General features: G+C 67.4%; 17 protein-coding genes and 1 pseudogene. 9 read left to right on the top strand and 9 right to left on the bottom strand.

The features are described from left to right. Positions 1-75 (bottom strand): annotated as a pseudogene (locus ACNI3Q_RS14605) (GIY-YIG nuclease family protein); the annotation flags it as partial. 288 nt (positions 76-363) lie between these two features. Here ACNI3Q_RS14605 and tilS point away from each other — a divergent pair. Both tilS and ftsH read left to right on the top strand, forming a co-directional pair. Continuing rightward, positions 364-1359 carry a tRNA lysidine(34) synthetase TilS gene (gene tilS, locus ACNI3Q_RS14600; RefSeq protein WP_426277951.1) on the top strand — a complete coding sequence of 332 codons (996 nt, stop codon included), beginning with the start codon at positions 364-366 and terminating at the stop codon, positions 1357-1359. Positions 1360-1424: 65 nt separating this feature from the next. Then, complete coding sequence (gene ftsH, locus ACNI3Q_RS14595; protein WP_426277949.1) at positions 1425-3401, top strand: ATP-dependent zinc metalloprotease FtsH; 1977 nt, start codon at positions 1425-1427, stop codon at positions 3399-3401. 74 nt (positions 3402-3475) lie between these two features. Here ftsH and ACNI3Q_RS14590 read toward each other — a convergent pair whose 3' ends face one another. Both ACNI3Q_RS14590 and acs read right to left on the bottom strand, forming a co-directional pair. Next, positions 3476-4306: a hypothetical protein gene (locus tag ACNI3Q_RS14590; RefSeq protein ID WP_426277947.1), complete on the bottom strand. Its 831-nt coding sequence runs from the start codon at positions 4304-4306 to the stop codon at positions 3476-3478. 56 nt (positions 4307-4362) lie between these two features. Further along, entirely contained in the window at positions 4363-6303 is a 1941-nt protein-coding gene (gene acs / locus ACNI3Q_RS14585) for an acetate--CoA ligase (RefSeq protein WP_426277945.1), read from the bottom strand. Positions 6304-6499: 196 nt separating this feature from the next. Here acs and ACNI3Q_RS14580 point away from each other — a divergent pair, with 196 nt between their 5' ends. The 4 genes from ACNI3Q_RS14580 to ACNI3Q_RS14565 are packed head-to-tail and all read left to right on the top strand — an operon-like array spanning position 6500 to position 11376. Beyond that, positions 6500-7984, top strand: coding sequence for an efflux transporter outer membrane subunit (locus tag ACNI3Q_RS14580; protein WP_426277943.1), 1485 nt, complete (start codon positions 6500-6502; stop codon positions 7982-7984). Then, the gene (locus ACNI3Q_RS14575) at positions 7984-9438 is read left to right on the top strand and encodes an efflux RND transporter periplasmic adaptor subunit (RefSeq protein WP_426277941.1); all 1455 of its coding nucleotides are present in this window, start codon (positions 7984-7986) and stop codon (positions 9436-9438) included. The genes ACNI3Q_RS14580 and ACNI3Q_RS14575 overlap by 1 nt, the downstream gene beginning before the upstream one ends. Positions 9439-9451: 13 nt before the next feature. Continuing rightward, entirely contained in the window at positions 9452-10168 is a 717-nt protein-coding gene (locus tag ACNI3Q_RS14570; protein WP_426277955.1) for an ABC transporter ATP-binding protein, read from the top strand. Further along, the gene (locus ACNI3Q_RS14565; RefSeq protein WP_426277939.1) at positions 10168-11376 is read left to right on the top strand and encodes an ABC transporter permease; all 1209 of its coding nucleotides are present in this window, start codon (positions 10168-10170) and stop codon (positions 11374-11376) included. Before ACNI3Q_RS14570 ends, ACNI3Q_RS14565 begins: the two co-directional genes overlap by 1 nt. A gap of 3 nt (positions 11377-11379) precedes the next feature. Here ACNI3Q_RS14565 and ACNI3Q_RS14560 read toward each other — a convergent pair whose 3' ends face one another. Then, a complete protein-coding gene (locus ACNI3Q_RS14560; protein ID WP_426277937.1) occupies positions 11380-11949 on the bottom strand; it encodes a nucleotidyltransferase family protein in 570 nt (189 codons plus the stop codon). Beyond that, positions 11942-12865 carry an XdhC family protein gene (locus ACNI3Q_RS14555; RefSeq protein ID WP_426277935.1) on the bottom strand — a complete coding sequence of 308 codons (924 nt, stop codon included), beginning with the start codon at positions 12863-12865 and terminating at the stop codon, positions 11942-11944. The genes ACNI3Q_RS14560 and ACNI3Q_RS14555 overlap by 8 nt, the downstream gene beginning before the upstream one ends. Positions 12866-12935: 70 nt before the next feature. On the opposite strand from ACNI3Q_RS14555, the gene ACNI3Q_RS14550 reads away from it, so the two are divergent. Next, positions 12936-14015: a glycerophosphodiester phosphodiesterase gene (locus ACNI3Q_RS14550; protein ID WP_426277953.1), complete on the top strand. Its 1080-nt coding sequence runs from the start codon at positions 12936-12938 to the stop codon at positions 14013-14015. Between the two features lie 5 nt (positions 14016-14020). Further along, on the top strand, positions 14021-14305 hold the full coding sequence (locus ACNI3Q_RS14545; RefSeq protein ID WP_426277933.1) for a hypothetical protein: 285 nt from the start codon (positions 14021-14023) through the stop codon (positions 14303-14305). A 19-nt stretch (positions 14306-14324) separates the two neighbouring features. Here the strand turns inward: ACNI3Q_RS14545 and ACNI3Q_RS14540 are convergent, their stop codons facing one another. After that, entirely contained in the window at positions 14325-15026 is a 702-nt protein-coding gene (locus tag ACNI3Q_RS14540) for an esterase/lipase family protein (protein WP_426277931.1), read from the bottom strand. Further along, positions 15023-15694, bottom strand: a complete 672-nt coding sequence (locus tag ACNI3Q_RS14535; RefSeq protein ID WP_426277929.1) for a TIGR02117 family protein — start codon at positions 15692-15694, stop codon at positions 15023-15025. Before ACNI3Q_RS14535 ends, ACNI3Q_RS14540 begins: the two co-directional genes overlap by 4 nt. 25 nt (positions 15695-15719) lie before the next feature. Here ACNI3Q_RS14535 and phhA point away from each other — a divergent pair, with 25 nt between their 5' ends. After that, entirely contained in the window at positions 15720-16586 is an 867-nt protein-coding gene (phhA, locus tag ACNI3Q_RS14530) for a phenylalanine 4-monooxygenase (protein ID WP_426277927.1), read from the top strand. Between the two features lie 9 nt (positions 16587-16595). Here phhA and ACNI3Q_RS14525 read toward each other — a convergent pair whose 3' ends face one another. Further along, a complete protein-coding gene (locus ACNI3Q_RS14525) occupies positions 16596-17579 on the bottom strand; it encodes a 50S ribosomal protein L11 methyltransferase (RefSeq protein WP_426277925.1) in 984 nt (327 codons plus the stop codon). After that, complete coding sequence (locus ACNI3Q_RS14520) at positions 17569-18270, bottom strand: SDR family NAD(P)-dependent oxidoreductase (RefSeq protein ID WP_426277923.1); 702 nt, start codon at positions 18268-18270, stop codon at positions 17569-17571. Before ACNI3Q_RS14520 ends, ACNI3Q_RS14525 begins: the two co-directional genes overlap by 11 nt. Between the last annotated feature and the right edge of the window lie 139 nt (positions 18271-18409).

Raw genomic sequence — 18409 nt, 5'->3', positions numbered from 1 at the left:
GCGGTGTTGATAAACGCGCGCGAGCGCATCGGCGGTCACACCAACATACATCCCGCCGCGATAGCGGTTCGCCATGATGTAAAGCCAGCCGCCCTTCTCCACGCGCCGGCTATCGCGCCGACGCGAGCGGAAGAAAAGCCAAGCCCCGTGTCAAGCACGGGGCGACGGTTGAGGGGGTGACCGCTCTCCACCCAGTCCCGGTCATTCGTCAACTGGCAGAGCCAGCCTGCAAGCTGACGGACGGCAGCCCCCTGCCCTGATCTGCACCCGCCACCTCGCAACCCGCCCGGTTGTCGCCTGATCATTCTCGCCAAAGCTGGCCCCGCCCTTGACCGGCCCCCGCCCGCGCGCAATCCCCTGTCCATGCCGTCTGCCCTGCCATCGGAACTGGTCGCTCGCTTTCATGCCGATGCGCTGGCGCTGCTGCCCCATCCCCCCACAACTGCCGCGCCGCTGGCGCTGGCGGTGTCGGGCGGCGCGGACAGCATGGCGATGCTGGCGCTCGCTCATGCCGCCTTTCCCGATGCAGTCATCGCCGCCACGGTCGATCACGGCCTGCGTGCCGGATCGGCGGATGAGGCGCAGATGGTGGCGGACCATTGCGCCGTCCCGGGCGTGCCCCACGAAATCCTTGCCCTGACCGGCCTTGCCCGCGGCCCGGCGGTTCAGGAACGGGCACGCACCGCACGCTATACCGCGCTTGGCGAATGGGCAGCCCGCCACGGCGCGCTGGCGCTGGCCACCGCGCATCAGGCGGACGATCAGGCGGAAACGCTGCTGATGCGCGCCGCCCGCGGCGTCGGCCTTACCGGCATGCGCGGTATCCCGGCCATCGGCATGGCACAGGGCCTGCCCGTGATCCGCCCGCTGCTCGGCTGGACGCGGGCCGATCTGCGCGCACTCTGCCTTGCTCACGCCATCCCGTTCGCCGACGATCCCGGCAATGCCGACCCCGCCTATGAACGGGTGCGCGTCCGCGCGATGCTGGGGCGGCAGGAGTGGCTCGACCCCCGGATGCTGGCCCGCACCGCCGACCGGCTGGCACAGGCGGATGGTGCACTCGACTGGGTGGCCGAACGGCTATGGACAGAACGCGCCAGCGCCGGGCCGGACGGCGGCGTCACCCTTGCGGCGGGCGATCTGCCGCGCGACCTTGCCCGGCGGCTGGTTCGCCGCGCGATCCATCGGGTGCGCGCCGATGCCGGCATCGATTCGCCCGGCTTTGCCGATACCGCCGATATCGAACCGCTGCTCGATGCGCTGACCGGCGGCGGCGGGGCCAGCCATGGCGGCGTGATGGCGCGCGCAACTGGCGAAAACTGGCAGTTCCGCCCCGCTCCGCCGCGTCGATTACCCTGATCGACACTGTTCCATTGCTATTAAGGGTCGCTGGCCTATCTTGGTGTTGGAAAGGTGTCTGTTTCATGAGCGACAACGAAAAGCCTACCGGTTCCGGCAACAATGGCGGCGGCAACAATCCCTGGATGAAAAGCCTGGCGATCTGGGTGGGCATCCTGGCGGCGCTGGCGCTGTTCGTCACCCTGCTGGACGGCACGCGCAGCGGCCAGGCCGCGGGCGCTGATCTGCCCTATTCGGCATTCCTTGACCGGGTCGAACAGGGACAGGTGAAAACCGTCAACATCTCCGGCGAAGTCATCACGGGCGATCTGGCCGATGGCAATCGCTATCGCACCTATGCGGTGCCGGATCCCAACCTCACCGACACGCTGCGCAAGGCAGGCGTGACCATCAATGGTCAGCCGCAGGAGCGCACGTCGATCTGGCAGGTGCTGCTCATTCAGTCGCTGCCGTTCGTCCTGTTCCTGGGCATCGCGTTCTTCGTGGTGCGCCAGATGCAGAAGAATGCCGGTGGCGGCGGCGCGATGGGCTTTGGCAAATCGCGCGCCAAGATGCTGACGCAAAAGGAAGGTCGCGTGACCTTTGACGATGTCGCCGGCATCGACGAAGCGCGTGAGGAGCTTCAGGAAATCGTCGAGTTCCTGAAGGATCCGACCAAGTTTGCCCGGCTGGGCGGCAAGATTCCGAAGGGCGCGCTGCTCGTCGGTTCGCCCGGCACCGGCAAGACGCTGCTCGCCCGCGCCATTGCGGGTGAGGCGGGCGTGCCGTTCTTCACCATCTCCGGTTCGGATTTTGTCGAAATGTTCGTCGGCGTCGGCGCATCCCGCGTCCGCGACATGTTCGAACAGGCAAAGAAGTCGGCGCCTTGCATCGTCTTCATCGACGAAATCGACGCGGTCGGCCGCCATCGCGGTGCCGGCCTTGGCAACGGCAATGACGAGCGCGAACAGACGCTCAACCAGCTGCTCGTCGAGATGGACGGGTTCGAGGCGAATGAAGGCATCATCATCATCGCCGCGACCAACCGTCCGGACGTGCTGGATCCCGCGCTGCTCCGTCCCGGCCGCTTCGACCGTCAGGTTGTCGTGCCGCGCCCGGATATCGAAGGCCGCGTAAAGATCCTTCAGGTCCATATGAAAAAGGTGCCGCTGGCCCCCGATGTCGATGCGCGCACCATCGCGCGCGGCACGCCGGGCTTCTCCGGTGCCGATCTCGCCAACCTGGTGAACGAGGCCGCGCTGACCGCCGCACGCAAGGGCAAGCGTCTGGTTGCGATGCAGGAGTTCGAGGAGGCGAAGGACAAGGTGATGATGGGTGCGGAACGCCGCTCCATGGTCATGACCGACGATGAAAAGCGGATGACCGCCTATCACGAGGCGGGCCATGCCATCGTCTCCGTCCACGAACCGGCCTCGGATCCGATCCACAAGGCGACGATCATCCCGCGCGGCCGTGCGCTGGGCATGGTGATGCGCCTGCCGGAACGCGACAGCTACAGCTACCACCGCGACAAGATGTACGCGAACCTCTCCGTAGCCATGGGCGGCCGCGTCGCTGAGGAGATCATCTTCGGCTATGACAAGGTGTCGTCCGGCGCATCCGGCGACATTCAGTATGCCACGGGCTTGGCCCGCGACATGGTGACCCGCTGGGGCATGTCGGACAAGGTCGGCCCGGTCGAATATGCACAACCAGAGGGCGAGAGCTTCCTTGGCTATTCGTCCAGCCAGCCAGTGCGGATGTCTAACCAGACGCAGCAGCTGATCGACGCGGAAATCAAGTCGATCGTCGAGGGCGGCCTGGATCGTGCCAAGCACATCCTGACCACGCATATCGACCAGCTGCACAAGCTGGCTGAGGCGCTGCTCGAATTCGAAACCCTGTCCGGGGACGAGATCAAGCAGCTGCTCGACGGCGGCACGATCGACAAGGGCGGCGTTGCGGTGTCCGGCACCAGCTCGGTTCCCGCGGGCGGCAGCGCGATCCCGAAGATCCGGCGGCCAAAGGGGCCGTTCGGCACCCCCTCGCCCCAGGGCGCGTGACCATCCGGTCATCGGCCGCAAGGCATTGAGCGATTTGGCCCGTCAGACCCGGTTCTGGCGGGCCTTTTCGTGGATCAGCACCAGCGCGGGACGCTGGCGCCCGGCCGACGGGCCAACCCCTCCTCGATCAGCACGGCCCCGATCGAAACGCCCTGCCGCATCACGATATGGCGCTCGGCTCCCCGCTTACCCTTGCCCAGCGACTGCGGGGAAATGACGAACGGCCCATCATTCAACAGCGACGCCAATCGCGCCAGCGAACGCGCGCCGATGATCGCTTCTTCCTGACACGCCGGCAGGCGCGGATTGGGCACTTCTGCATCGGCCAGTTCCACGATGCGGTTGTTCCAGCGGAATTGCGCGCCGTCGATCACGCACTGCGTCACCCCGGACGAGCATCGCCGAAATCCCGAAACGCCCCGCGCGGCACCCTGTTGCGGCGCAATGCCACCGCGCGCCTCGCTCGCGGCTACCCGTTCAACGGCCGCATCCCAGCGCGGCGTGGCAACAGCCGCCGCCGCGTCCTGGCGCTGCTCCGTCCGCCGGCCAGTCTCTCGCTCCTTCGGGCCGAGCATGCCGCCGGTCCGGGGGCGCTTCGTCCCTTGGCCTGCATCCGTCAAACCCTTGCCTGCGCCCGGACCGGTCGGGGGCGCACCAAGCATCCGGCCGCGCCCGTCATCCCGGGCAAAGGCATCGGTGCTGGCCCCGACCACCTGTCGTTCCGCCGGCCATGCTATCCACACCAGACCGGCGATCAATCCCATGCCGCCGACCGACAGCATGATCCACTGGCGGATCTTCTGCGCCTGTTCCTCCTGCTTGCGGGCAAGCAGCTGCGGCGAGCCGTCGTCGTCGGAACGAAAGGCGTAAAGCGGGTCCTGAAATTGACGCTGCCTGGCCATCATGACCGGAAACGCTAGCCGGAACCGGCTAATTTCCCGTTAACCGCGTCCGCCCATGCTCATCCGACGCGGTTGGCGACCAGATCGTCGACCACCGCCGGATCGGCCAGGGTTGATGTATCGCCCAGCGACGACACATCGCCCTCCGCAATCTTGCGCAGGATGCGGCGCATGATCTTGCCACTGCGCGTCTTGGGCAGGCCGGGGGCAAACTGGATCGCGTCGGGCGTGGCAATCGGCCCGATTTCGCTGCGCACCCATTTGATCAGATCGCTGCGCAGCGTATCGTCCGCCTCGACCCGCGCGTTCAGCGTGACATAGGCATAGATGCCTTGACCCTTCACCTCGTGGGGGAAGCCGACAACAGCCGCCTCCGCCACCTTCGGGTGCAGGACCAGCGCGCTCTCGACTTCCGCCGTCCCTATGCGGTGGCCGGACACGTTGATCACGTCATCCACCCGGCCGGTGATCCAGTAATAGCCATCTTCGTCCCGGCGGCACCCGTCGCCTGTGAAATATTTGCCGGGATAGGTGGTGAAATAGGTCTGGAAAAACCGGTCATGGTCGCCCCACACGGTGCGCATCTGCCCCGGCCAGCTGCGCGCGATGATCAGATTGCCCTCGGTCGCGCCGTCCAGTACCCGGCCCTCGGCATCGACCAGCTGCGGCTCCACCCCCGGCAATGGCCGGGTGGCAGAACCGGGCTTCAGGTCGGTTGCCCCCGGCAGCGGCGCGATCATCGCCCCGCCCGTTTCGGTCTGCCACCAGGTGTCGATGATCGGGCACCGCCCCTCGCCCGCGACATCGTGATACCATCGCCATGCCTCGGGATTGATCGGCTCGCCCACCGTGCCCAGCAGGCGAAGTGAGGCGCGGCTCGTCGCCTTCACATACTCATCGCCATCCTTCATCAGCGCGCGCAGCGCCGTCGGTGCGGTGAACAGCGTCTGCACCTGATGCCGGTCGACCACCTGCCAGATGCGGCTGGCATCGGGCCAGTTCGGCACGCCCTCGAACATCACGGTCGTCGCGCCATTGGCAAGCGGGCCATACAGGATATAGCTGTGCCCGGTAACCCATCCGATGTCGGCGGCGCACCAGAACACCTCGCCCGGCCGGTAATCGAAACACAGCTCATGCGTCAGGCTGGCCCACAGCAGATATCCGCCCGAACTGTGCAGCACGCCCTTGGGCTTGCCCGTCGATCCGCTGGTGTAGAGGATGAACAGCGGGTCTTCCGCGCCCATCGGCTCAGGTTTGCATTCGGCGGGAACGCCCGCCGCGGCCTCATGGTACCAGACATCGCGGCCCTTGGTCATCGCAACCTCGCCGCCGGTTGCGCGGATCACGATCACACGTTCCAGCACCGGCGCGCGCGATGCGGCGGCATCGACATTGGCCTTCAGCGGTACGCGCTTGCCGCCCCGGCATCCCTGATCGGCGGTGATGACGACGCGGCTGTCGCAATCGGTGATGCGTCCGGCCAGCGCATCGGGCGAAAAGCCGCCGAACACCACCGAATGAATCGCCCCGATGCGCGCACACGCCAGCACCGCGAACGCCGCCTCCGGGATCATCGGCAGGTAAATGGTGACGCGGTCGCCCTTCTGGACGCCCTCGGCCTTCAGCACATTGGCAAAGCGGCACACCTCTGCGTGCAGTTCGCGATAGGTGATGCGGCGCGGCGCTGCGGCCGGATCGTCCGGTTCCCAGATGATCGCCACGCTGTCGCCGCGCGTCGCCAGATGCCGGTCGATGCAATTCGCCGCGACGTTCAGTTTGCCGTCGGCGAACCACTGGATGTGGAAATCGGCCTCGTCGAACGACCAGTCCCCAGCAATTTCCGGCCGCTTGATCCAGTCCAGCCGCCGCGCCTGTTCCAGCCAGAAACTGCCCGGATCGGCCAGTGCCCGACCATAAAGCCGCTCATATCCTGCCGCATCGACGCGCGCCTTGCGACGCCATTCGTCTGGCACGGGATAGAGTGCGGCATCGGCCATTCTTGCTCTCCTTGATCCGGTCGGGCGCTGTTTCCCCGCTGGCGATGGTCTTTGCAAGCACCTTCGGCACCGAAAGGCGGTATTGCGTGACAGCATCGCCGGTTCGATGGATGCTGCGATCCGAAACGGTCGCGATACATTTTGCGACACAAATGCCTTGGACTTGGGTGTCGGCTCGCTCGTATGCGCTTGGGGGATGTTGGTGAGACGATTCCTGTTCACGCTGGCCGTCGCCGCGCCGCTGGGCGCCTGTTCGGTCGGTCCGCAATACCGCCCGGCCACCGGGGCCGCGCTCGGGCTGCCGGATGGCTATTCGGTCGGCACGGCGCCAGCGGCCACGCCGGTCGATCTGACGCAATGGTGGACGCAGTTTGACGATCCGTTGCTGACCGAACTGGTCGGCAGCGCGGCCACCACCAATCTGGACGTGGCCCAGTCGCTGACCCGCCTGCGTCAGGCGCGCGAACAGCTTGTCACCTCGCGCGCCGCATTGTTGCCCAGCGTTTCCGCATCCGGCAGCGGATCGCGCAACGAACCGCTGGTCGGCGGCACGCGCACCACCACGCTGCCCGATGGCACGATCATCGAATCGGGCGGCGGCAGCACCAATTTCTCGGTCGGCGGCGATGCGCGCTATCAGATCGACCTGTTCGGCGGCAACGCGGCCAATGTCCGGGCAACGCTCGCCCAATATCAGGCGTCGGGCTATGACCTGGCCGGCGTGCTGATCGCGGTGCAGGGCGAAATCGCCCGCAATTACGTGCAGGCACGGCTGGCTCAGCTGCAACTGGCCAATGCCCGCGAATCGCTGGGCATCCAGGACGAAAATCTGGAGATTGCGGGCTTTCGGGTCCAGGCGGGCCTCGTCTCGTCGCTGGATGTCGAACAGGCGCGGATTTCGCGTGCCCAGACCGCGGCCTCCATCCCGCAGATCGAGGCGTCGTACAACGCCGCCGTCAGCCGGCTTGGCGTGCTGACCGGCCAGGCGCCCGGTGCGCTGAAAAGCCGGATGGAGGCGGTTCGCCCGATCCCCACCGGCCCGGCCCGGATCGCGGCCGGCATCCCCGCCGATACGCTTCGCCAACGGCCCGATGTCCGTTCGGCCGAACGCAACCTTGCCGCCGCAACGGCCCAGATCGGCGTGGCGCGGGCTCAGCTGTTCCCCGCACTGTCGATCGGCGGAACCATCGACAGCAACGCCAATGCGATCGGATCGCTGTTCAATGTGGTCAACGGCCGCCTGTTCAGCAGCATCGCCCAGACGATCTTTGACGGCGGCCGCCTGCGCGCACAGGCGCGGTCGGCAGAGGCGGCAGCAGACGGCGCATTCCTCGCCTATAAATCCAGCGTGCTGGTCGCGCTGGAGGATATCGAGAACGCGATTGTTGCGCTTGATTCGGCCAACCGGCGCGAGGCGGAGTTTCAGCAGGCGCTGACCGCATCGACCAATGCCGCCATCCTCGCCCGCAGCCAGTATCGCGCGGGCCTTACCGATTTCACCACGCTGAACCAGACCGAAAACAGCCTGCTCAGCGCCGCGAACAGCCTGGCCCAGGCGCGCGCGGACAAGGCAACCGCCCTTGTCCAGCTGTACGGCGCGCTCGGCGGCGGCTGGAACCCCGACACCCCGGTACAGGCGATCGACACCGCGACGCCTGCCGCCCAAACCCGGAACGACTGATGGCAAATCCGACCACGCCCGATCTCGACAGCTTTCTCGGTGCCGATCGCAAGCCCGGCTGGCGCCGCGTGCTGGACAAGCCGTGGATCAAATGGCCGCTGATCGTCATTGGCGTCATCCTGCTGGGCATCGCCGGGACTAAGGCGATGCAGGGGGATCAGGGCCCGCAATACACCACCGCCGATGTGCGGCAGGGCGATTTTCAGGTGACGGTATCGGCCACCGGCAAACTGGCCCCGACCAATCAGGTGACGGTCGGATCGCAGCTGTCGGGTCTGGTCACTGAAGTCGTCGTGGACGTGAACGACCGGGTGACGGCGGGCCAGGCGCTGGCGCTGATCGACCCGGAACAGCTGGATGACCAGATCAAGCAGGGTCAGGCACAGCTTGCCGCCAACCAGGCACAGGTTGCGCAGGCGCGCGCCACGCTGACCGAAAGCCAGGCGACGCTCGCCCGGTTCGAGGAAGTGAGCCGTCTGTCCCAAGGTCGCGTGCCGGCCAAGACCGAACTGGATACCGCGCGCGCTGCCGTGGCCCGCGCCGCTGCCGCGCTACGCGTGGCAGAGGCCAATGTCGTCGCCGCCCGCGCCCAGCTGTCCAGCAGCCAGACCCAGCGCGAGCGCGCCGTCATCCGCAGCCCCGTCAACGGCGTCGTTCTGGCGCGTCAGGTCGATCCGGGTCAGACGGTCGCCGCATCGTTCAACACGCCCACCCTGTTCGTCATCGCCGAAGATCTCAGCGCCATGAAGCTGGAGGTCGCCATTGACGAGGCGGATGTGGGCGAGGTGAAGGAAGGGCAGCGCGCAACCTTTGCCGTCGATGCCTTCCCCGGCGAACGCTTCCCGGCAACGATCACGCGCGTCGATGTCGGCTCCAACCTGTCCGCACAGGAAGCGGCCAGCGGCAGCACGACCAGCACAACGGCGACCGCCAATCAGGTCGTCTCCTATGCCGCCGTGCTTACCGTCGCCAATGCCAAGCAGCGGCTGCGCCCGGGCATGACCGCAACCGCCGAAATCGTGACGAACGAGGCATCGAACGTCCTGCTCGTTCCCAATGCCGCGCTCCGCTTCACGCCGCAGGCGGCCGATGCCCAGGCGGCGGGTCAGGCGGGCGGCGGTGTTGCCGGTGCGCTGGTGCCGCGCGGGCGGCGCTTTGGCGGCAATACCGCCGAAAAAAGCGCGACGATCGGTCGCGGCTCGCAACAGACGGTCTATGTGCTTGGCCAGGACGGCAAACCGCAGGCGATCCAGATCACGACCGGCGACACCAATGGTCAGGTGACCCAGGTGACCGGCGGCGGCCTTCGCCCCGGCATGAAGGTGATCGTCGGACAGCTGGCCAGCGGGCAGCAATCGGCCGCATCCGGCGGCAGCGGCCAGCGTCAGGGCGGCGGGGCCGGCGGCGCGGGCGGCGGTCAGCGTCAGGGCGGCGGGGGCCAGCGTGGCCAGTAACCCCCCTGCGCCGATGGACGATCCCATCATCCGCCTGCGCGGCGTGACCAAGACCTATGGTGCCGGGCCGACCGCGTTTCAGGCGCTAAAGGGCGTCGATCTCGACATCGCGCAGGGCGATTTCGTCGCCGTCATGGGGCCGTCGGGATCGGGCAAATCGACGACGATGAACATGCTCGGCTGCCTCGACGTGCCGTCCAGCGGCGAGTTTTTGTTCAAGGGCGTGCATGTCGAACAGCTCGACCGGGATCAGCGGGCACTGCTGCGCCGCAAATATCTGGGCTTCGTGTTTCAGGGCTTCAATCTGCTCGCCCGCACCAGCGCGCTCGAAAATGTCGAGCTTCCCCTGCTGTATCGCGGCGATGACCGCAAAAGCCGCCGCGACGCCGGCATGGCCGCGCTGGAACAGGTCGGCCTCACCAACTGGTGGAAGAACACCCCGGCCGAACTTTCCGGCGGTCAGCAACAGCGCGTCGCCATCGCCCGCGCGATCGTGACCAATCCCGACGTGCTGCTGGCCGACGAGCCGACCGGCAATCTCGACAGCGAACGCTCGGTCGAAATCATGGAACTGCTCAGCCGGCTGAACCGCGAACGCGGTATCACCGTCCTGATGGTGACGCACGAACCCGACATGGCCGCCTTTGCCCGCACCATCGTTCACTTCAAGGACGGCCTGGTGGAACGCATCGAAACCGGCCGCATGGCGGGGGCAGAGGTCGCGCACTGATGCTGGGCACCACCTTCATCCTCGCCGTCCGCTCGATCCTGCGGCACAAGCTGCGCTCGTTCCTGACGACGCTCGGCATCATCATCGGTGTCGCCGCCGTCGTCACCATGGTGACGCTGGGCAAGGCGACGACCGTTGCCGTGCAGCAGCAGATCGCCTCGCTCGGCACCAACATCCTTCAGGTGCGGCCCGGCCAAGGTTTTGGCCGGGGCGGCGGCGGCCCCCGCCCGCCGGAGTTCGAGGATCAGGACGTCGATGCCATCCGCGATCAGGTGGCGGGGGTTGCCGCCATCGCGCCCACGGCACAGACCAGCGCCACCGCCATCTACAACGGCGCCAACTGGTCGACGCAGATCAACGGCACGACCAACGCCTTTTTCAGCATCCAGCCATGGAAACTGGCCGATGGCCGCCTGTTCAGCCCGGCGGAGGAACAGGCGGGCAAGGCGGTGTGCATCATCGGCAACACCGTCGTGACCAACCTGTTTCGCGGCGGCGGTGCGGTGGGCAGCCGCATCCGGCTGGGCAATGTCTCGTGCGACGTGATCGCGACGCTACAGGCACGCGGTCAGGCCGGGTTCGGCGGCGATCAGGACAATGTCGTCATCATGCCGATCAAGACGGTGCAGCGCCGCTTCACCGGCAACCGGGACATTGCGGCGATCCTGGTCGGCACCGACGCCAATTACCAGACCGCGACCGTCCAGTCGGCGCTCAGCGACCTGCTGCGCGAACGTCGGCGGATCCAGCCGGGTCAGGACGATAATTTCTTCATCTTCGACAGCCGCCAGTTCACCGATACCTTCACTCAGACGACGCAGCTGCTGACCACCATCGTCACGGCGGTGGCGGCGATCAGTCTGGTTGTCGGCGGCATCGGCATCATGAACATCATGCTGGTCAGCGTGACGGAACGGACGCGCGAAATCGGCATCCGCCTCGCCATCGGCGCGGTCGGGCGAGAGGTGCTGACCCAGTTTCTGGTGGAGGCGATCGTGCTGTCGATGCTGGGCGGGATCATGGGCCTGGTGCTGGCACAGGTGGCCATCGGCATCATCGCGCCGCTTGCGAAACTCCCCTGGCTGTTCGATCCGGCGATCAACTTCGGCGCCTTTGCGATCTCGGCGATCATCGGCGTGGTGTTCGGCTATTTCCCCGCACGGCGGGCTGCATCGCTGAACCCCATCGACGCGCTTCGCCACGAATAGCGGTCAAGGCCCGGACAGCCGGGCCAGCGCCTCTGGCGTGTCCACATCGACCAATGTGGCGGGCGGTGCGGTCACCAGCGCCGCATCGGCCAGCAATGCCCGCCCGCCGCGATCGCCGGACAGCCGGGTCAGGGCCGCGAAATGCGGACGGGTGAACAGGGCGGGCGGCATCGGCCCGCCCGGCCCCGCCATGGCGGCCATCCCGCGTTCGTCCAGCACGTTGAACAGCGCCTCGACCTGCCCCGCCGTCACGCGCGGCATATCGGCCAGCGCGATGACCACCGCCTCTGCCCCCATTGCATCGGCTTCTGCGACGCCGATCGCCAGCGACCGCCCCTGCCCCGCCTCCGGCTCGGGATTGGGAACGCATCGCCATCCGGGCAGTACGGGCACCGGGTGCCCCGTCACCGCGATCCGCCAGCCAAAGGGCATGGCGCCCAGCCGGTCAGCGGCGTGCCGTATCAGCGGCCTGCCCTCCAGCATCGCGGTCAGCTTGTCCGCCGCGCCGAACCGCTGCGACGATCCCGCCGCCAACAGGATCAGCGCGCTGTGCGCGATGCGGGGATCAGGCACCGGCACGCCAGGCACGCACCATGCCTGCTGCGACCGACAGTGCGATTTCGGAAGGCCCGATGGCCCCGATATCCAGCCCCGCCGGCCCCTGAATCCGGGCCAGCTGCGCCGCATCCAGCCCCGCCGCCGCCAGCCGCTCCAGCCGCGCTGCATGGCTCCTTCGCGATCCCAGCGCCGCGACATAGCCGGTTTCCGCCCGCAGCGCCGCGATCAGCGCCGGGTCGTCGATCTTGGGATCATGGCTCAGCGTCACGACCGCGCTGGCCGCATCCGGGCTCAGTTCGGCCAGCGCCTCGTCCGGCCAGCGATCGTCCAGCACGACGCCGGGAAACCGCTCCGCCGTCAGGAACCGGCCGCGCGGATCGATGATCCGCACCGCCACATCCAGTTCCCGCGCAATGCCGGTCAGCGCTTGGGCGATCTGCACCGCGCCGATGACGAACAACCGGCGTGGCGGATCATAGCGATTGGCAAAGTCGCCCGGTTCGGCCGCCGCTTCCTCCCGGCTGACGCCGGATTCAAGGTCGGTGACAATCGTGATCGATCGCCCGCGCGCGCGCGCGGCCTGGATTCGCGGGAACAGGTCGGGCGGAAACCCGCTGTCCGATACCGGCTGCACCAGCACCTCGATCTCTCCGCCACAGGGCAGGCCCACTTCCCATGCCGCAGCATCGGCGACGCCATACCGGCGCAGCTGCGCCCGCCCGGTCTCCATCACCTCGCCCGCCAGCGTCAGGATATCGGCCTCTACACAACCGCCCGAAACCGATCCAGCAAACCGGCCATCGGCGTGGACGATCAAGTGGCTGCCCCGCGGTCGCGGCGCCGATCCCCAGGTGGAGATGACCGTGGCCAGCGCACAGGGCTGGCCCACCCAGCCAAGGGCCGCCTCGATCACGCGGTCATGATCGGCCATGGTCGCTCCATCCTGTCATAATTGACGGCTATCCGCTGGGCGGCTCGACGAGAAGGGGGAAGATTTGACGATGCGCACCGCCATGATCCTGTTCGCCCTGCTGGCATCGGCCTGTGCGATGGGACAGGATGCCGCCATGTCGAGCACTGCGCCCCTCAACGCATCCAGCCCCGCCGCCGCCCGCCCCATCGTCATCGCGCACCGCGGCGCCAGCGGGGACCGGCCCGAACACACGCTCGCCGCCTATGATCTGGCCATTGATCAGGGCGCGGATTTTATCGAACCCGATCTGGTGCCGACCCGGGACGGACATCTGGTTGCGCGGCACGAAAACAACATCACTGACACCACCGATGTTGCCGCGCATCCCGAATTTGCCGCGCGAAAAACGACAAAGACCATCGACGGAGAGCCGCAGACCGGCTGGTTTACCGAGGATTTCACGCTGGCCGAGCTCAGGACGCTGCGCGCGAAGGAGCGCCTGCCGCAACTGCGCCCGGCCAACACCCGCTATGACGGGCAGTTTGCCGTTCCGACGATCGAGGAAGTGATCGCGCTGGCCAAACGGCGTTCGGCCGAAACGGGGCGCACCATCGGCATTTATCCCGAAACCAAGCACCCCAGCTATTTCCGCGCCATCGGCCTGCCGCTTGAGGAAAAACTGGTCGCCGCGCTTCAGGCGGCGGGCTGGAACCGCGCCGATGCGCCGGTTTTCATCCAGTCGTTCGAGGTCGATAATCTGAAGCGGCTGCGCACGCTCACCCCTGTTCCGCTCATTCAGCTGATGGCGTCAGCCGCTGGCCCGGCCGATGGCGCGGCGGCCAGCTATGCCGCGATGGCGACGCCCGATGGCCTGCGGGCCATTGCCGCCTATGCCGCCGGGATCGGCCCGGAAAAGGCGATGATCCAGCCCGGAGACGGTCCCGCGACGACGCTGGTCGCCGATGCGCACGCCGCCGGGCTGAAACTCCATCCCTGGACCTTCCGTGCCGAAAGCTATTTCCTGCCCCCCTCGCTCAAGGTCGGCGGTCCGGCCGATCGCGGGCATCTGGACCGGGAAGTGCGCCGTTTTCTGGACCTTGGCGTGGACGGTGTTTTCAGCGATCATCCCGGCATCGCCGTCGCCGCCCGCGACCGCCCGTCGGAGTAATCGCCATGCGGCTTGCCGCCAGTCTCGCCCCCCTGCTCGTCCTGCCGCTGGTGACCGGCTGCATCGTCAAGACCGCCGCCGATATCGTCACCGCACCGGTGCGTGCCGGCGCTCAGGTCGTCGACTGGACCACGACCAGCCAGGACGAGGCCGACCGCAATTACGGCCGCGAAATGCGCAAGCGCGAAGCGCGGGAGGGCAAGGAACGCCGCGCCTGGGAAAAGGCGTGCCGGAAACGGCCCGACGAATGCCGCCCCTATGACGGCTATGTCGCCAGCCAGCCGGACTGATCCCGGCTAAGCGGCGGGTTCAGACCAGCGCCTCGGCCACCGCGCGCAGCACCGCGGCGCGGCACTGGACCAGCAAATGGCTGGATCGCACCTCGACCGCGCGGCAATTCGGATCATCGGCGGTCACGCAGTTCGTCCCCTGAACGAAACCGTCACTGCGGCTCCAGATCGCCGTGGACGGCACCGGCAACGGCCGCGCCGCCTCGGCCAGCCGGTCGCGCACCTGCGGATCGTCGATCTTTTCCCCGGCCAGCAGTTCATAGACGCGCCAGACATTCGTCGCCCGCCCCGGCCCGGCAAAGGGCGAACTGATCGTCACAACGCGGGACACCAGATCGGGCCGCCGATGCGCGACCAGCCGCGACAGGATGCCGCCCAGGCTGGTGCCGACCAGCGCGACCTTCTGCCCGTCCGCCGCCGCCGACATCGCCTCAACCCGGCCGATCAGCCGGCCCAGATCGGCGCCCACCGTCGGCACGCCGCGATTGACGCCCAGCCCCCACCCCTCGGCCCGATAGCCCAGCCGCAGCAGATAGCGTTTCAGGATGGTGCTCGACGCGTCATTGTTCGCCAGGCCGGGCAACAGCATGACGGGGCGACCACGCCCCACTCGCTCCATGGGCAGGGAGCGCCAGCGCACCGCCAGTTCGGTCAGGCCGATCAGCGCGCGGGCCGGCTCGACGGCGAACAACAGCGCGGGGGGCGGCGTGTCGATGCTCATGGCAACTGCGCTACCACGGTCCAGGTGAACGGCGTCCAACGGCCCACCCTGACGCCCGCCGCGCGCAGCGCCTCCCCCACCCAGGCGTTACAGGTATGGACCGCCGAATAACGGCCGCGCCCGTCAAAGAAACTGTCCGACCGGAAATGCCCCGGCCGCCCCGCCCCGCCCGGCTGCGCCCAGCCGGCACGGATGAACATGGCCAGCCGCCGATATTCCTCGGGACGCAGCGTGACGGCGCGCACCGACGGGCCGGGGACCGGGCGGGGCAGGTGCTGGACATGGATGACGGTCGCATCGCTGCCGATGGCGGCGTTCAGGATGGTGCCAATGCGCACATCGGCCCAGGTCGGCGTATCCTGATAAAAACCGCGCTCGCCCCATCCGATGGCCAACCAGCCATGGCCGGCCATGCGCGGATCGCGCAGCGCCGCCGCCGGGGCCAGTGGCCGCCAGTCGACGCCTGCCGCAACCTTGGGCACCACGATCCCGGCATGAACGCCATTATCCTCGATATAGATGGTGATGCCGTCGTCCGGCGGCTGCCAGCCGGCATTGGCCGGGATCATGCCGCCGATCGTCCCGGCGATGACATACAGCACGACCAGCGCGGGAATCGCGGCAATGGCCAGGATCAGTCGGCGGATGCGGGCACGGTTTCGGGTCATCCGCTGGCTATGCTATAGCAACGTCATGGCTGATGAAACGCACGTTCTAGATCGTCCGCCGGCCGGGGCAAATCCCGACTGGACGATCCCGCAGGATTGGGAATCCTTCACCTCCGCGGAACATGCGGTGTGGGATACGCTGTATGAGCGGCAGATGAAGCTGCTGCCCGGCCGGGCCAGTGCCGCATTCCTGCGCGGGCTGGACGCGCTGCGCCTGTCCGAACGCGGCATTCCGAATTTCGAGGAATTGTCGGACCGGCTGGAGGCGCTGACCGGATGGCGGGTCGTCGCCGTGCCGGGGCTGGTGCCCGACGACGTGTTCTTCGATCACATGGCGAATCGCCGGTTCGTCGCCGGTAATTTCATCCGCCGCCCGGATCAGCTCGATTATCTTCAGGAACCGGACGTGTTCCACGACGTGTTCGGCCATGTGCCGATGCTCGCCGATCCGGTGTTTGCCGATTATCTTGCCGCCTATGGCCGGGGCGGGCTGCGCGCGCTCAAGCTTGGCGCACTCAAGCAGCTGGCGCGGCTTTACTGGTACACGGTCGAATTCGGCCTGATCGAGGAAGCGGACGGCCTTCGCATCTATGGCTCGGGCATCGTGTCCAGCTCGGCCGAAAGCGTGTTCGCGCTGGACAGCGACAGTCCCAACCGCATCCGGTTCGACATGAAGCGGGTGATGCGCACCGATTACCGGATCGACGATTTCCAGCAGAGCTATTTCGTTATCCCCAGTTTCGAGGAACTGCTGCGCCAGACCGTCGAAACCGATTTCGCCCCGCTTTATGATGAAATCCTGCCCCTGCCATCGCATCCGGTGGACGCAATCGTTGCCGGCGACGATGTCCTCACCCGCGGGACACAGGCATACGCGCTCAGCAAAGCGTAACCGGCCGGATCACCAGCTTCCGAAACCGGGCGCCGGGCTTGGCACCCTTGGCCCCGGACGGGTGGTCCGGTCCGCCCCGAACCGGTGGCGGCGGACAAGGCGCAGCGTCGGCCACTGCCCCCGGTCGATCCGTCCGGCCAGCCGCATCCCCTGCCGCCGATAGGCGCGGATCACCGCCTCTGCCTGCGTATCCAGCAGCCCCGCCAGGATCAGGGTCCCGCCCGGCGCAACCGCCGCGCACAGCGTTGGGGCCAGGTCGATCAGCGGCCCGGCCAGGATGTTGGCAATCGCCAGGTCATAGGGCGCACGCGCGATCAGCATGGGGTGCTCCAGCCCCGGCGCGACGGCCAGCGCCAGCCCGCCCTTGCCCTGGCCCAGCGCCACGCCATTGGCCAGCGCATTGTCGCGCGTCACCTCGATCGACATGGGGTCGATGTCCGATGCGGTCGCCTGCGCCGTCGGCCACAGGTGCATCGCGGCAAAGGCGAGCAGGCCGGTGCCCGTTCCCACATCCACCAGATGCCGGAACCGCGCGCCCGCCCGCTTCAGATCGTCCAGCATCATCAAGCAGCCACTGGTCGTCTCGTGCGTGCCCGTGCCGAACGCAAGGCCCGCCGGGATCATGAACGGCACAGCGCCCGCCGGCACATCGCCCTTGTTGGTGTCGGTGTGGACATAGAAGCGGCCGGCCTGCACCGGTTCGATGCCAGACTGGCTCATCGTTACCCAGTCGGCATCGTCCAGCCGCTCCAGCACCGGCTTTGCGTCGGCCGCGCTGGGGGCCATCGCCCGGACGGCGGCAATCGCCGCCTTGTCGGGCTTGCCCTCGAAATACGCCTCGATCCGCCAGCTGTCGGGATCGTCCTCAACCGATTCGCTGGTCATCAGCACCGGTGTCGGCTCCAGCATCGCCAGCGCGCCCAGATCGGCGTCGATCGCCTCTGCCTCGGCACGGGTACAGGGCAGCGTCAGCTTCCAGCTTTCAGCGGACATAGCTGGCCCCGTTCACGTCCAACACCGCGCCGGTCATGCTGGCGGGCGCTTCCAGCGCGCAGAACCGCGCCATCGTCGCCACCTCGTCCGGCATCGCCACCCGGCCCAGCGGAATGTCGGCCAACAGCTTGTCGCCGCCCCGACTGGCCAGATACTCCTCGGCCATCCCCGTCATCGTAAATCCGGGGCAGATGGAAAAGGCCAGGATGCCCTGTGCGGCATAGGCGCGGGCGATCGTCTTGGTCATCGCGACCATCCCCGCCTTTGACGCGGCATAATGCCAGTGCGCGGGGCTGTCGCCGCGATGGGCGGCGCGGCTGGCGATGTTGACGATGCGCCCGCCGCTTTCCCGGCCCTGCCAGTGCAGCACGGCCAGACGGGACAGTTCGGCCGCTGCGGTCAGGTTGATCCGCATGGTCCGCTCCCACCCCGCCAGCCATTCTGCATCGGGGCTGTCGATCGGCGTCGCCTCGAACACCCCGGCATTGTTGATCAGGACATCGATCCGTCCGTCCAGCGCATCCAGCGCCCGCTGCCACAGCGATGGTGCCGCGCCGGGCTGGTTGAAATCGGTGGCAAGCGGCCCCGTCGTCGCCTGTGTGGCAAGCCGGATACCCGGTGCATCAAGGGTCGCGGCAATCGCCGCGCCGATACCCCTGCTGGCACCGGTTAAGAGGATATGGACAGTCATGCCCGTCCGATACCGGCTGGACGGCGCGCGCGAAAGCCCGGTTCAGCGGTTGACGCTGTCGGAAAACCGCTCCGCCGCTTCCTTCAGGTCGACCAGCCGGTCGTCGACATGGCCGAAATCGCGTTCCAGCTGGTCCATC

This window comes from Sphingomonas eleionomae (assembly GCF_049889035.1).
Classification (GTDB): Bacteria; Pseudomonadota; Alphaproteobacteria; order Sphingomonadales; family Sphingomonadaceae; genus Sphingomonas.
This window is presented reverse-complemented; position numbering and strand designations above follow the sequence as displayed.

Excerpts from the sequence above, each read along its gene's own strand:
- tilS (WP_426277951.1), top strand. The coding sequence starts at position 364 with ATGCCGTCTGCCCTGCCATCGGAACTGGTCGCTCGCTTTCATGCCGAT.
- ftsH (WP_426277949.1), top strand. The coding sequence starts at position 1,425 with ATGAGCGACAACGAAAAGCCTACCGGTTCCGGCAACAATGGCGGCGGC.
- ACNI3Q_RS14590 (WP_426277947.1), bottom strand. The coding sequence starts at position 4,306 with ATGATGGCCAGGCAGCGTCAATTTCAGGACCCGCTTTACGCCTTTCGT.
- acs (WP_426277945.1), bottom strand. The coding sequence starts at position 6,303 with ATGGCCGATGCCGCACTCTATCCCGTGCCAGACGAATGGCGTCGCAAG.
- ACNI3Q_RS14580 (WP_426277943.1), top strand. The coding sequence starts at position 6,500 with ATGTTGGTGAGACGATTCCTGTTCACGCTGGCCGTCGCCGCGCCGCTG.
- ACNI3Q_RS14575 (WP_426277941.1), top strand. The coding sequence starts at position 7,984 with ATGGCAAATCCGACCACGCCCGATCTCGACAGCTTTCTCGGTGCCGAT.
- ACNI3Q_RS14570 (WP_426277955.1), top strand. The coding sequence starts at position 9,452 with ATGGACGATCCCATCATCCGCCTGCGCGGCGTGACCAAGACCTATGGT.
- ACNI3Q_RS14565 (WP_426277939.1), top strand. The coding sequence starts at position 10,168 with ATGCTGGGCACCACCTTCATCCTCGCCGTCCGCTCGATCCTGCGGCAC.
- ACNI3Q_RS14555 (WP_426277935.1), bottom strand. The coding sequence starts at position 12,865 with ATGGCCGATCATGACCGCGTGATCGAGGCGGCCCTTGGCTGGGTGGGC.
- ACNI3Q_RS14550 (WP_426277953.1), top strand. The coding sequence starts at position 12,936 with ATGCGCACCGCCATGATCCTGTTCGCCCTGCTGGCATCGGCCTGTGCG.
- ACNI3Q_RS14545 (WP_426277933.1), top strand. The coding sequence starts at position 14,021 with ATGCGGCTTGCCGCCAGTCTCGCCCCCCTGCTCGTCCTGCCGCTGGTG.
- ACNI3Q_RS14540 (WP_426277931.1), bottom strand. The coding sequence starts at position 15,026 with ATGAGCATCGACACGCCGCCCCCCGCGCTGTTGTTCGCCGTCGAGCCG.
- ACNI3Q_RS14535 (WP_426277929.1), bottom strand. The coding sequence starts at position 15,694 with ATGACCCGAAACCGTGCCCGCATCCGCCGACTGATCCTGGCCATTGCC.
- phhA (WP_426277927.1), top strand. The coding sequence starts at position 15,720 with ATGGCTGATGAAACGCACGTTCTAGATCGTCCGCCGGCCGGGGCAAAT.
- ACNI3Q_RS14525 (WP_426277925.1), bottom strand. The coding sequence starts at position 17,579 with ATGTCCGCTGAAAGCTGGAAGCTGACGCTGCCCTGTACCCGTGCCGAG.
- ACNI3Q_RS14520 (WP_426277923.1), bottom strand. The coding sequence starts at position 18,270 with ATGACTGTCCATATCCTCTTAACCGGTGCCAGCAGGGGTATCGGCGCG.